The sequence below is a fragment of the Ruegeria arenilitoris genome (assembly GCF_013030985.1).
Lineage (GTDB): Bacteria > Pseudomonadota > Alphaproteobacteria > Rhodobacterales > Rhodobacteraceae > Ruegeria > Ruegeria arenilitoris_B.
Genome location: NZ_WPYP01000006.1, coordinates 81,221 through 94,024, shown reverse-complemented (window position 1 = coordinate 94,024; position 12,804 = coordinate 81,221). Strand labels below are relative to the sequence as shown.

Below are 12,804 nucleotides of genomic sequence, written 5' to 3'. Positions count from 1 at the left end.
AGGGGCCTTTCAGATCAGCGAGGGCGGTGGATATGGGCGCTTTGGACAATACCGAAGGCGGCCATCAGAACCAGCATCGCCGAGCCGCCATAGCTGACCATCGGCAGCGGCACGCCCACAACCGGGGCCAGCCCCATCACCATTGACATATTGACGGCAAAGAACAGGAAAAAGTTCAGCGCGATGCCCAGTGTGACCAGCGACGAGAACCGATCCTTGGTCGACAGCGCGGTGACCAGACAGAAAATCAGGATCAGGCCATAGAGGGTCAGAAGGGTGATGCCGCCGACAAATCCGAATTCTTCGGCCAGCGTGGTGAAGATGAAATCGGTGTGTTTCTCGGGCAGGAAGTTCAGCCGCGATTGCGTTCCTTGCATGAACCCGCGCCCGTTCCAGCCACCGGACCCCAGCGCGATTTTGGACTGGGTGATGTGATAGCCCGCGCCCAGCGGATCGGTCGAGGGATCAAGGAAAGTGTCGATCCGGCGGAACTGGTAATCCTTGAGCAACTGCCACTCGGTCCCACGACTGTTGAACACCGTGGCGATCAGACCCACCACGGCTGCGATAACGGCGGCGAAATAGGCCCAGTGAACACCTGCCAGGAACATAAGCCCTCCGCCCGCCGCCAACAGCAGGATCGAGGTGCCAAGATCGGGTTGTTTCAAAACAAAGAATGTGGGGATCAGGATCAGGACAACCGGGATCAACACCCAAAGTGGCCGCGACGTTTTATGAGATGGCAACCAGTCGTAATAGGCCGCCAGAACCATGACGAGCGCGACCTTCATGACTTCGGAGGGTTGAAGTCGCATGAAGCCAAGGTCGATCCAACGTTGCGCACCCATGCCGACCGTTCCGAAGAACTCCACAAACACCAGCAGGGCGATTGAGACGAGATAGGCCAGCACCGACATGTTGCGCCAGAACCAGATAGGCACAAGCGCGATGATGAACATGACGGTCAGCCCCAGCCCGAAACGCTCCATCTGCGGCTCGGCCCACGGCGTCCATGATCCGCCGGCCACCGAATACAGCATCAGGAACCCGGCGCTGGCCACGCTGATCAAGAGCAGCGTCAGCGGCCAGTTCATATACAGGAACTTACGGAGCCCCGAGGGCGTGGATTTGACAGCGTATTCAAGATAGCTCATGCGCGGTCCTTCTCGGTCGGACGCGCTTTGGGGCGGCGGTCGCCTTCCAGCCGTTTTTGTTGTTCCTTGATGCGGTCCCGGTCGGCGGTCGGATAAGCCTCGAGTGGGGGTGTGCCGTTATAGAGCGCCTGCAGCATGATATCACGGGCCACCGGGGCGGCGGCTTTGGAACCGCCTCCGCCATGTTCGACCACCACGGCAACCGCGTATTTCGGATTGTCATAAGGCGCAAAGCTGACGAACAGCGCGTGGTCACGGCGCTCCCATGGCAGGTCTTCGTTGCGGATCACGCCAGCGGCACGTTCGGCCTTGGTGATATTGCGCACCTGGCTGGTGCCGGTTTTGCCTGCCATCCGGAACTCGTCCGCGATGATGCGGCTGCGGTAAGCGGTGCCGCGCCGGTCGTTCGAGACCGAGAACATCGCCTGACGCACTTGCTCCAGGTTGTTGCGGTTTACCGCCAGCGGCTCGCCCGCGCCCGAGGGTTGTTCAACCCCGTTCACCGAGCGCACCAGCCTTGGCTCCACCGCCCGACCCGTGGCAATGCGCGCCGTCATCACCGCCAGTTGCAGCGGCGAGGCCAGCATGAAGCCCTGACCAATCGAGGCGTTTGCCGTGTCGCCCACCAGCCAGTCTTGCCCATGCACGCGCTGCTTCCACTCCTGATTGGGCGCTAGCCCGGCAGCCACGGCGGACATCGGAATGTCGTGCTTGACGCCCAGCCCGAAGGTGCGCGCCATGTCAGAGATCTTGTCGATCCCCACCCGCAAGGCCACGTCGTAGTAATACACGTCGCAGCTGCGTTTCAGTGAGGTTTCCAGATCAACCGTGCCATGGCCGCCCCGTTTCCAGCAGTGAAAGCGGCGGCTGCCAACCTTCAGATGGCCGGGGCAATAGACGGTGTTGGACGGCCCGATCACACCGGCCTCAAGCGCAGCCATGGCAGTGATCATCTTGAAGGTCGAGCCCGGGGGGTAGGTGCCCTGCACCGTCTTGTTCGCAAGTGGGCGGTAGTTGTCCTGCGTCAGCGTCCGGTAGTCTGCGACTGAGATACCGCGTACGAACAGGTTTGGATCGAAACTGGGGGCGGAACTGATTGCGCGGATATCGCCGGATTCACAGTCGATCACCACGGCGGCGGCGCTTTCACCTGCCAGCCGGGCCTGCGCGTATTGTTGCAGGTCAGCGTCCACCGAAAGCTGCAGATCGGCCCCGGCGGTGCCTTCCTGCCGGTCCAGTTCGCGCATCACGCGGCCGGTGGCGTTGACCTCGACGCGCTTGGCCCCGGCCTTGCCGCGTAGGGCGATCTCTTGTTTGGCTTCCAGCCCGACTTTGCCAATCTGGAACCGGGGGATGCGCAGCACCGGTTCAGGGTCTGCGATCTGGCTCAGGTCATAGTCGCTGACCGGGCCGACATAGCCAACCACATGGGCGAAGTCCTCATATCGCGGGTATTGCCGGGTCTGCCCTACTTCGGGGATCACACCGGGCAGAGCTGGGGCGTTGACGGCGACCTTCGAGATATCTTCCCACGTGACCTGATCGGCCAGCGTGACCGGCAGGAACGGGGCCGAGCGGCGCATCTCAGTTTTGGCTCGCGCGATCTCATCCTCGGTCAGGGGGATCAATTGAGACAGATTGGCGATCACCTCGTCCACATCGCCTGCATCCTCGCGCACCATGACGATCCGGTATGAGGGCGAGTTCTGACCGATGATCTCTCCGTTTCGATCATAGATTCGGCCACGGGTCGGCGGGATCAGGCGGATATTGATCCGGTTTTCCTCGGCCAGCAGACGGTATTCATCGGCCTGATCCACTTGCATGAATCGCATTCGCGCGGCCAGTCCGCCGATAAAGGCGGCCTGCAGTCCACCCAGTATCAGTGCCCTGCGAGGCAGACGTTTATAGGCGAGGCCTTGGGCTTTGGGTTTGCGTTGCTTCATCCCCGTGCCCCCAATGCGCCGGCTTCGGCCGAGGATTTACGCCGCACCCCGAATCCGTTCTGGCTGAGCAGAACGATCAGAGGATAAACCGCAATTGTCAGAACCACTTGGATCACCACGGGCCCCAATGCTGCCTGTTGCACCGACAGAATAGCAAGAACGATCCGATTCAGCATAAAAACAGCCGTGATGACCACGGCGACGGTGGACCATTCGCCGACAAAGCCCGAATCCCGCAAGCCGAACGCGGCCGAACGCAGGTAAGCAGCCCCAAGAACCACCAGTGCCGCCAGCAGGCCGGGCGGGCGCTGCAGCAACAGATCGGCCATCAGCATGACGATGGCGACGAGCAGGGTCGGCACATATTCGGGCCGCCGCAGCACCCAGGCAAAGGTCAGCGCAATCAGCAGATCCGGAAAGGGCCAGCGGTTCGGTTTTGTATCCAGCGGCAACAGGTGCAGGAACAGGATCAGTGCGGCCAGAAACAGGTAAAGGCCCCGCTTGGACCAAAGCTGCGAGGTTTGGCTATCCATCGCCCACCTCCACCGGAGGCAAGGCCGCTGCGGGCTGGGTGGGGCCAACGATGCGGCCCGGGTCCCGAATGGTGGGGGCTGACTGGTACCGCAGCACACGCAGGAATTCGAGCCGTTCGAAGTCTGCCGACAGACGCACCCGCAGGCGGCCTCCGGGATCGGCGGTGATCTGGCCGATCAGCAGACCGGCCGGGAATACGCCGCCATCACCCGAGGTCACAACGCGGTCACCGGGGCGGACCAGTTCGCGGTTCTCCAGAAACTCGACGGCAGGGGCCGGAGTATTGTCGCCCGTGATCAGGGCGGTCTGGCCTGAGGGTTGAATCGTCGCCGGGATCGCGCTGGACGCATCGGTCATCAGGATCACCCGGGCCGTGTCCGGTCCCACGCCCGAGATGCGCCCAACCACACCGATCCCGTCCATCGTGGCCCAGCCATCGGTAATGCCGTCGCGTTCACCTACGTTCAGCAGCACCGACTGCCGGAAGGGCGAGCCGCTGTCGGCCATCACAACACCGGTGATATAGGTCAGACGCGGATCGAGGCGCACATTGTTCAGATCCAGCAGCCTGGCGTTTTCCTGCTCCAGCTGCAGCGCGGCCTCTTTCCAGGCGCGCATCAGGCGCAACTCGCTGCGCAATTCCTGGTTCTGTTCGCTCAGGCGCTGATAGCTTTGGAAATCACGGGCCAGATTGACCACGGCGGTGACTGGCACCATCGCCCATTCCATCGACGGCACGACCCGATCGACGACCTGTGCACGGAACCGTTCCACCCGCGGGCTGTCGATACGCCAGACCAGAAAGATGGCCAGTAGGCACAGCACCACGATCCCCAACAGCAGGCGGCGCAAGGGGGTGGTATATTCGTCGCGCTGTGATCGGTCTTTTGCCACAGGACTCCTTCCCGTGCTGCTCGTGCCGAGTTTACCCTATTTGCAAAGGGTGCGCGCCTTAGCTTTCGTAGTCAATCGCGTGGCGCAGTTGTTTTTCGTATTCCAAAGCCTTGCCGGTCCCCAAAGCCACACAGTTCAGGCTTTCATCGGCTATCGATACGGCCAGACCGGTCTGTTCGCGCAGGGCCAGATCCAGATCGCCCAGCAGTGCACCGCCGCCAGTCAGCATTACGCCCCGGTCCACGATGTCCGCCGCAAGATCGGGCGGCGTGGTTTCCAGCGCAGTCATCACCGCCTCGCAAATCTGTTGGACGGGTTCCGACAGCGCCTCGGCCACCTGGGCCTGGCTGATCTCGATTTCCTTCGGCACGCCGTTCAGCAGGTCGCGGCCGCGGATATGCATCGACTGGCCGCGGCCGTCATCGGGCATACGCGCGGTGCCGATGGTGGTCTTGATACGCTCAGCGGTGGATTCGCCGACCAGCAGGTTCTGCTGACGACGCAGGTACGAGATGATGGCCTCGTCCATCCGGTCGCCACCAACGCGGACCGAGCGGGCGTACACGATGTCGCCCAGCGACAGAACCGCAACCTCTGTGGTGCCGCCGCCGATATCGACGACCATGTTTCCGGTCGGATCGGTGATCGGCATCCCTGCGCCAATGGCCGCAGCGATAGGTTCCGCAATAAGGCCCGCGCGACGGGCGCCAGCGGACAGAACCGATTGACGGATCGCGCGCTTCTCGACCGGGGTTGCGCCATGGGGAACGCAGACGATGATTTTGGGTTTCGAGAAGGTCGAGCGTTTGTGCACCTTGCGAATGAAGTGCTTGATCATTTCTTCGGCTGTGTCGAAATCGGCAATCACACCTTCACGCATCGGGCGGATCGCCTCGATCGAGCCGGGAGTCCGGCCCAGCATCAGCTTGGCGTCTTCGCCAACAGCCAGCACTTTTTTCACACCATCCTTGACGTGATAGGCCACCACGGATGGTTCCGACAGGATCACGCCGCGCCCTTTGACATATACCAGCGTGTTCGCTGTCCCAAGGTCGATAGCCATGTCCGCTGTGAACAGGCCGCCCAGATTGCCAAAGATGCCCATGTTTTCAATGATCCCGTTCGTCAGAATTTCTACTGCCCGCGACTCGACGGTTCCGGGACGGATGTCTTATAGGGTGCCATCTCGCCCGGTAAAAGGGCTGATTCCGCGACAATCAGCACCTTTCCGCCTTTATGACAGGGACTTTAGAAGGCAAAATGCTCTCTTATCAACACATTTACCACGCTGGGAATCTGGCTGATGTGCAAAAGCACGCTTTATTGGCAATTGTGCTGGAGTATCTGACCCGTAAAGACAAACCGCTGACTTATCTGGAAACCCATTCGGGTCGGGGGTTGTACAAGCTCGATGCGGCAGAAGCGGTGCGCACGGGCGAGGCCGAGGCCGGCATCCGGCGCGTCCAGCAGGCCAAGTGGTTTGACGCGGATCATCCGCTGGAACAGGCGATCCGCGCTGTTCAGAAAAGGCATGGGGCTGAGGCTTACCCCGGATCGCCACTGATCGCCGCCAATTTGCTGAGAGATCAGGACAGCCTGCATTTTGCCGAGCTGCACCCGCAGGAACATTCCGCGCTGGCCATGGCGATGTCATCTTATGGGGCCAAGGTGTACCAGCAGGACGGGTACGAATTGGCGCAGTCCCTGCTGCCCCCTACGCCACGACGCGGTATGATGCTGATCGACCCAAGCTATGAGGTGAAGTCGGAATATGACCGCCTGCCCGGAATAATCGGCAAATTGCATCGTAAGTGGAATGTAGGTGTGATTGCGTTGTGGTACCCGATCCTGACGGACAAACGCCACAGTGCGATGATTTCCGCTCTGAAATCTCAGGACCTGCCGAAGACCCTGTGCCACGAAGTCAGGTTCGACCCCGTGAGGGAAGGGCATCGCATGGTGGGGTCAGGTATGTTCATCATCAACGCGCCCTATGGGCTTGAGGATGAAATGGCCCGCCTGTCAACGCTGTTCAAATCTCTGAGAGCTTAATTTTTGAAAAGAGGTGGTGCTCCCGCCTCGCTTGTCCGCATCAAAGATGCAGCCAATCGACTTGGGCCCGGCAGCGCGCCGCAGGCGCGCTGCCGGGCCCAAAACCCAAGAAGGGTCGGCGAAGCCGGGCCGCCGCGGGTGCGGGAGCCCCTGCCTGTCGTTTAAGTCAGGTCTTTGTAGCTGATCTCGCGCGCGTCGGCGCCAGGGCCGGTTTTTTCGCGGCGCACTTTCAGGCGGTTCAGCGCGTGAATATAAGCCTTGGCCGAGGCCACCACCGTATCGGTGTTGGCGGATTGACCGGTGGCGATCATGCCATCCTCTTCCAAGCGCACTGAAACCGTGGCCTGCGCATCCGTGCCTTCGGTCACCGCATGCACCTGATAGAGCTGCAGCCGGGCGGTGTTCGGATAGATCACGCGGATCGCCTTGAACGTCGCATCCACCGGCCCGTCGCCGTGTTCGGTTGCGATGACGTCCATGCCGTCCACTTCCAGTTCAACAGTCGATTCCGCCTGACCACCGGTGCCGCAGGTGACCTTCATCGACACCAGTTGCAGATGGTCGTTGCTCTCGTCATCATCCAGCGTCATCAACGCAATGAGGTCGTCGTCGAACACCTCTTTCTTGCGGTCAGCCAGATCCTTGAACCGTACGAAGATGTCCTTAAGCTGGTTGTCGCCCACCTCATAACCCAGCGTTTCGAGCTTATCGCGCAATGCCGCACGGCCCGAGTGTTTGCCCAAGGGCAAGGATGTTCCCGACAGCCCGATATCCTCGGGGCGCATGATCTCGAAGTTTTCGCGGTTCTTCAGCATCCCGTCCTGATGGATGCCGCTTTCATGCGCAAATGCATTCTTGCCGACGATGGCCTTGTTGAACTGCACGTTGAAGCCCGACACCGTCGCCACCCGGCGTGAGATATGCATGATCTTGGTAGTGTCGATTCCCGTGTTCCATGGCATGATGTCGTTGCGGGTGCGCAGCGCCATAACCACTTCTTCCAGCGCGGTGTTGCCTGCACGTTCACCCAAGCCATTGATGGTGCATTCGATCTGGCGCGCGCCGCCGGCCACAGCGGCCAGAGAGTTCGCTGTCGCCATGCCAAGGTCGTTGTGGCAATGGGTGGCAAAGATCACCTCGTCCGCGCCCGGCACGGTTTCGATCAGGCGTTTGATCAGGTCGGCAGATTCCAACGGTGCCGTGTAGCCCACTGTATCCGGGATGTTGATCGTGGTCGCCCCGGCCTTGATCGCAATCTCGATCACGCGGCACAGGTAGTCCCATTCGGTCCGGGTTGCGTCCATCGGCGACCACTGCACGTTTTCGCACAGATTGCGCGCGTGGCTGACGGTTTCGTGGATCTTCTCGGCCATCTCGTCCTGCGTCAGGTTCGGAATGGCGCGATGCAGCGGAGAGGTGCCGATAAAGGTGTGAATCCGGTTCTTCCCGGCGTGTTTCACCGCCTCCCAGCAGCGGTCGATATCGGCGAAATTTGCGCGGGCCAGACCGCAGATGCGGCTGTTTTTCGACCGTTGGGCGATTTCGGACACCGCTTTGAAATCGCCTTCGGATGCGATGGGGAAACCGGCTTCGATGATGTCAACGCCCATTTCGTCCAGCAGTTCGGCAATCTCGAGCTTTTCGTCATGGGTCATGGTGGCGCCGGGGCTTTGCTCGCCGTCGCGCAAAGTGGTGTCGAAGATCAAGACGCGGTCTTGGTCGGTCACGTTGGTCATGGGATTCTCTTTCTTCTTCTGTCCTAAAGCCTATGGCGCGCGGGCGTCCTCCTCTGAGCGGGCGCGCCGGATGGCACGCTCAGAGGCGGATTAGGATCAGTAGGCCACGCAGAGACGCACCGCGAAGGGCGGTGTCGGCAACAAGGATATCTGCGCGGTTGATCATGGGGATGAGGTTATACAGAGCCGCCCCGGAATGAAAAGAGCAATTTGCGACGTAACTGCAGGTGAGCGGTTTCTTTTCCGTGCCGCATTGATCCGCGCAGGCGGGCGGCTAGGTGGTTTGCCATGGAAAACGCACTGATCATTGGCGCATCAGGAGGGATCGGACAGGCAGTGTGTCAGCACCTGAGCCGGCAAGGTGTGGCGGTGACCGGCCTGGCACGTTCGACAGAGGGGTTTGACCTGACTGATCCTGATGGCGTGCACCGCACTTTGAGTACGCTCACCGGGTCGTTCGATCTGATCCTTGTTGCGACGGGTGCGCTAGAGATCAACGGCGCGGTCCCGGAAAAGACAATCCGTGCTGCATCTGCGCAGGTGATGATGGACCAGTTCGCGCTGAATGCCGTGGGCCCGGCCTTGATTTTGGGGCACGCGACACGCCTGTTGCCCCGCAACCGGCGCGCGGTTTTCGCCGTGCTCTCGGCGCGCGTGGGCTCGATCGGGGATAATCGGCTGGGCGGTTGGGTCAGCTACCGGGCGGCAAAAGCGGCAGTCAATCAGATCGTTCACACGGCGGCCATCGAGCTCGCCCGCACCCACAAACAGGCGATCTGTGTTGCGCTGCATCCCGGGACAGTGAAAACGGAGTTCACCCGGAAATACCTCGGACGAAATCCTGCTGTTACCCCGGACGAGGCCGCATCGAACCTGTTGGGCGTGATGGGGCAACTGACCCCGGACGATACCGGCGGATTCTTTGACTGGGCGGGGCAACCGGTGCCGTGGTAGCGGTTTTGCGTCAGCCGTCGGTGTTGTCCGAGTCTGACGGAGCCGTCTCGGGGGCCGCTTCGGGAGCAGCATCGTTTGCCGTTGTCAGCGTGCCGTTGTTCCAAATGCCGGTTTCCGTTTCGCCGTTGGCATAGCGTACGGTGCCAGCGCCATGGCGTTTCGCGTCCACGAAAGTGCCTTCGTAGACATCGCCGTTGGGATAGGTCGCAGTTCCTTCTCCGGTAATCTTGCCTTCGGTCCATTCCCCGGAATAGGTGAACCCGTTCGCCATGATGATCTCGCCCTGCCCGTGGCGTTTTCCGGCCAGAAACTCTCCGGAATAGGTGGTGCCGTCCGGATAGGTGGACAGCCCGTTGCCCTGCCGCAAACCGTCCACCCAGTCTCCTTCATAGCTGGACCCGTCTGCCATGGTCAGAATGCCCTTGCCATGGGTTTTGGCGTTCTTGAACTGGCCCCTATAGACGGTGCCGTTGGGATAGGTCGAAACCCCTTCGCCTTCGATCACCCCGGCGATCCAGTCCCCCTCGTAGGTCGAGCCGTCCGGATAGGTGATAAGGCCCTTGCCCTCGGCCAGATCGGCCTTGAAGTCCCCGACATGGACCGAGCCGTCCGGGTAGGTCACCTCGCCCAGCCCTTCAAGCAGGCCATCGGTCCATTCACCGGTATAAAGGAACCCGTCCGTACCGGTATAGGTCCCCTTGCCGTGGCGCAGGTCGTTGGCATAGTCGCCTTCGTAAACATCGCCTTTGGCATAGGTCATCTTGCCTTTGCCTTGCCGCCGACTATCCACCAGTTCGCCCTCGTAAAGGTCCCCGTTGACATAAGCCAGGCGCCCGGTGCCGGTGATGCGATCTTCGACCCAGTCGCCGACATAGGTCATCCCGTCAGGCCTGGTCAGGCTGCCCTGACCGTGGCGCTGACCATTGCCGATGTCGCCTTCGTAGATGCTTCCATTGGCATAGGTCACCTTGCCCTTGCCCTGTTTGACGCCTTCCACCCAGTCGCCGTCATAACTGTAGCCGCCCGGTTCGCTCAGCACGCCTTTGCCGTGATGCCGGGCGTTCTGAAATCCGCCCTCATAGCGCACGCCGTTAGCGTAGATGGCCGTGCCCGTGCCGTTGATTGCACCGTCAGCCCATTCGCCGTCGTAACTGCCACCATCGGCATAGATGATCTTGCCCCGCCCTTCGGGCTGACCCTTGGCGAACATCCCCTCATAGATTGAGCCATCGACGTAACGGGCGATGCCCGCGCCCTTGATTTCGCCCTCGACCCATTCGCCGCTGTATTCGAACCCGTTGGGCAGGCGGTAGGTGCCGGTCCCGTGGCGCAGGCCGTTTTCAAAGGTGCCTTCGTAGACGCCCCCGACCTCGTCATCCACCTGAGCTTCCTGCGCGGTTGCGCCCGCAGCAATCAGAGCCATCGCGGATGCGGCAATTGAAAGGCGAAATGCGTTCATGATCGGTCCTGCCTGTCCGGGGTTCTTCCTTTTTCGCAAAACTACGGCACGCGCAGGGGCAGAGCAACGGGTTTTGCCGCATTTGCCTTTCACTCGCGCAATGATCTGCTAAATGGCAGTAAGACCGACGAGGGCAAGAGGGCAGCATGGCCGACCGTTTCCGCATCACTCTGGCGCAACTCAACCCCACCGTGGGGGACATTGAAGGTAATGCCGCCAAGGCATTAACGGCGTGGGAACAGGCGCGCGAGGCCGGGGCCGATCTGGTGGCGTTCCCAGAGATGTTCATCACCGGCTACAATACGCAGGATCTGGTGATGAAGCCCGCCTTTCACCAGGCGGCAATGGCAACGGTCAAAGAACTGGCCGCGCAATGCGCTGACGGCCCGGCGGTAGCGATTGGCGGTCCCTGGGTCGAGGGGGGCAGCCTGTACAATGCCTACCTGATCCTCAAAGGCGGCCGGATCGGCAGCAAGGTGCTGAAGCATCACCTGCCCAATGAAACCGTGTTTGACGAGGTGCGCCTTTACGACTCTGGTCCGTTGGGTGGACCTTATGCGGTTGGCAATACGCGCATCGGCAGCCCGATCTGCGAAGATGGCTGGCACACCGACGTGGCCGAAACGCTCGAGGAAACCGGGGCCGAGTTCCTGCTGATCCCCAACGGCTCGCCCTATTTCCGCAACAAATACGACGTTCGCCTGAACCATATGGTCGCCCGCGTGGTCGAGACGGGCCTGCCGTTGATCTACCTTAACATGGTGGGCGGGCAGGACGATCAGGTCTTTGACGGGGCCACCTTCGGTCTGAACCCGGGCGGAGAGCTTGCGTTCCGGATGCCGGTTTTCGATGAGGTCGTGACTCATATCGACCTTGAGCGTGGCGATGACGGCTGGCGCATTGTGCCGGGCAAGATCGTGCCGCAGCCCGATGAATGGGAGCAGGACTATCGCGCGATGGTACAGTCTCTGCGCGACTACATGGGCAAAACCGGGTTCAAGAAGGTTCTGCTGGGCCTGTCAGGCGGGGTTGATTCCGCCTTAGTCGCCACCATTGCCGTGGACGCAATCGGGGCCGAGAATGTCCGCTGCGTGATGCTGCCTTCGGAATACACCAGTCAGGCCTCTTTGGACGACGCCGAGGCCGTCGCCAAGGCGCTGGGCGTGCACTACGACTATGTGCCGATTTCGGACAGCCGGGCGGCGGTGTCCGAGACTCTGGCCCCGCTCTTTGCCGGTCGTGATGAAGACCTGACCGAAGAAAACATCCAGTCCCGCCTGCGTGGATTGCTGTTGATGGCGATCTCGAACAAGTTTGGCGAGATGTTGCTGACCACCGGGAACAAATCCGAGGTCGCGGTGGGCTATGCCACGATCTACGGCGACATGAATGGCGGCTACAACCCGATCAAGGACCTGTACAAAACCCGCGTGTTCGAGACCTGTCGCTGGCGAAACGCCAATCACCGCGACTGGATGATGGGGCCTGCGAGCGAAGTGATCCGCCCCTCGGTCATCGACAAACCCCCCAGCGCCGAACTGCGCGAAGATCAGAAGGACAGCGACAGCCTGCCCGATTACCCGGTTCTGGACGCGATTCTGGATATTCTGGTCGATCAGGAGGGCTCGGTCGCCGACTGCGTGGCCGCCGGTTTCGACGAGGCCGACGCGCGGCGGGTCGAGCATCTGATCTATATCAGCGAGTACAAGCGCTTTCAGTCCGCCCCAGGAACACGGCTGACCAGCCGGGCTTTCTGGCTGGACCGCCGGTATCCGATTGTGAACCGCTGGCGGGATCGGGGCTGAACTGAGCGGGAGTCGCTGAAAAACGCCGAAAAGAGTGTTTCGTGGTTTGATCCATTTTTCAGACCACAGGGTTATTGTTTCCTAAAAGCGGATGGCGCTTTAATTTTCCAGGCGTTCAGGGAACTGACCGCTTGAAATTGAGACATTTTTTTGCCACATTTTAGCTTAATTAACGCCTCACATGGGGCAGCGTGACCTCAATTCGATGTATGAACTGTTGCGCACATATGGTGAATATCTGAGTTAACGATTTGGTGTTATTATGTATGA

10 protein-coding genes are annotated in these 12,804 nt (G+C 60.7%); 3 read left to right on the top strand and 7 right to left on the bottom strand.

All coding sequences use genetic code 11. The features are described 5' to 3' along the window. Positions 1-14 precede the first annotated feature (14 nt). Genes rodA through GOX88_RS13300 form a run of 5 tightly spaced genes read right to left on the bottom strand, consistent with a single transcriptional unit; the run spans position 15 to position 5,633 of the window. The gene (rodA, locus tag GOX88_RS13320; protein WP_170402573.1) at positions 15-1,154 is read right to left on the bottom strand and encodes a rod shape-determining protein RodA; all 1,140 of its coding nucleotides are present in this window, start codon (positions 1,152-1,154) and stop codon (positions 15-17) included. Further along, on the bottom strand, positions 1,151-3,100 hold the full coding sequence (mrdA, locus tag GOX88_RS13315; RefSeq protein WP_170402570.1) for a penicillin-binding protein 2: 1,950 nt from the start codon (positions 3,098-3,100) through the stop codon (positions 1,151-1,153). The genes rodA and mrdA overlap by 4 nt, the downstream gene beginning before the upstream one ends. Next, entirely contained in the window at positions 3,097-3,633 is a 537-nt protein-coding gene (locus GOX88_RS13310) for a rod shape-determining protein MreD (protein ID WP_170402567.1), read from the bottom strand. The genes mrdA and GOX88_RS13310 overlap by 4 nt, the downstream gene beginning before the upstream one ends. Next, a complete protein-coding gene (gene mreC, locus GOX88_RS13305; protein WP_170402564.1) occupies positions 3,626-4,528 on the bottom strand; it encodes a rod shape-determining protein MreC in 903 nt (300 codons plus the stop codon). Before mreC ends, GOX88_RS13310 begins: the two co-directional genes overlap by 8 nt. A gap of 58 nt (positions 4,529-4,586) precedes the next feature. Next, positions 4,587-5,633: a rod shape-determining protein gene (locus GOX88_RS13300; protein WP_039523195.1), complete on the bottom strand. Its 1,047-nt coding sequence runs from the start codon at positions 5,631-5,633 to the stop codon at positions 4,587-4,589. Between the two features lie 155 nt (positions 5,634-5,788). Here GOX88_RS13300 and GOX88_RS13295 point away from each other — a divergent pair, with 155 nt between their 5' ends. Next, positions 5,789-6,580: a 23S rRNA (adenine(2030)-N(6))-methyltransferase RlmJ gene (locus tag GOX88_RS13295; RefSeq protein WP_170402561.1), complete on the top strand. Its 792-nt coding sequence runs from the start codon at positions 5,789-5,791 to the stop codon at positions 6,578-6,580. Between the two features lie 161 nt (positions 6,581-6,741). On the opposite strand, the gene GOX88_RS13290 is transcribed toward GOX88_RS13295, so the two are convergent. Beyond that, complete coding sequence (locus tag GOX88_RS13290; protein WP_170402559.1) at positions 6,742-8,316, bottom strand: 2-isopropylmalate synthase; 1,575 nt, start codon at positions 8,314-8,316, stop codon at positions 6,742-6,744. A 288-nt stretch (positions 8,317-8,604) separates the two neighbouring features. On the opposite strand from GOX88_RS13290, the gene GOX88_RS13285 reads away from it, so the two are divergent. Beyond that, positions 8,605-9,270 (top strand): SDR family NAD(P)-dependent oxidoreductase, encoded by a 666-nt coding sequence (locus tag GOX88_RS13285; RefSeq protein WP_170402556.1) that lies wholly within the window; start codon positions 8,605-8,607, stop codon positions 9,268-9,270. Positions 9,271-9,280: 10 nt separating this feature from the next. Here GOX88_RS13285 and GOX88_RS13280 read toward each other — a convergent pair whose 3' ends face one another. Continuing rightward, positions 9,281-10,729 carry an MORN repeat-containing protein gene (locus tag GOX88_RS13280; protein ID WP_170402553.1) on the bottom strand — a complete coding sequence of 483 codons (1,449 nt, stop codon included), beginning with the start codon at positions 10,727-10,729 and terminating at the stop codon, positions 9,281-9,283. 146 nt (positions 10,730-10,875) lie between these two features. Between GOX88_RS13280 and GOX88_RS13275 the strand changes: the two genes are divergently transcribed. Continuing rightward, the gene (locus tag GOX88_RS13275) at positions 10,876-12,534 is read left to right on the top strand and encodes an NAD+ synthase (protein ID WP_170402550.1); all 1,659 of its coding nucleotides are present in this window, start codon (positions 10,876-10,878) and stop codon (positions 12,532-12,534) included. The last annotated feature ends 270 nt before the right edge of the window (positions 12,535-12,804 follow it).

What these genes read in the sequence shown, in the direction of transcription:
- rodA (WP_170402573.1), bottom strand. Translation starts at nt 1,154, where the DNA reads ATGAGCTATCTTGAATACGCTGTCAAATCCACGCCCTCGGGGCTCCGT.
- mrdA (WP_170402570.1), bottom strand. Translation starts at nt 3,100, where the DNA reads ATGAAGCAACGCAAACCCAAAGCCCAAGGCCTCGCCTATAAACGTCTG.
- GOX88_RS13310 (WP_170402567.1), bottom strand. Translation starts at nt 3,633, where the DNA reads ATGGATAGCCAAACCTCGCAGCTTTGGTCCAAGCGGGGCCTTTACCTG.
- GOX88_RS13300 (WP_039523195.1), bottom strand. Translation starts at nt 5,633, where the DNA reads ATGGGCATCTTTGGCAATCTGGGCGGCCTGTTCACAGCGGACATGGCT.
- GOX88_RS13295 (WP_170402561.1), top strand. Translation starts at nt 5,789, where the DNA reads ATGCTCTCTTATCAACACATTTACCACGCTGGGAATCTGGCTGATGTG.
- GOX88_RS13290 (WP_170402559.1), bottom strand. Translation starts at nt 8,316, where the DNA reads ATGACCAACGTGACCGACCAAGACCGCGTCTTGATCTTCGACACCACT.
- GOX88_RS13285 (WP_170402556.1), top strand. Translation starts at nt 8,605, where the DNA reads ATGGAAAACGCACTGATCATTGGCGCATCAGGAGGGATCGGACAGGCA.
- GOX88_RS13280 (WP_170402553.1), bottom strand. Translation starts at nt 10,729, where the DNA reads ATGAACGCATTTCGCCTTTCAATTGCCGCATCCGCGATGGCTCTGATT.
- GOX88_RS13275 (WP_170402550.1), top strand. Translation starts at nt 10,876, where the DNA reads ATGGCCGACCGTTTCCGCATCACTCTGGCGCAACTCAACCCCACCGTG.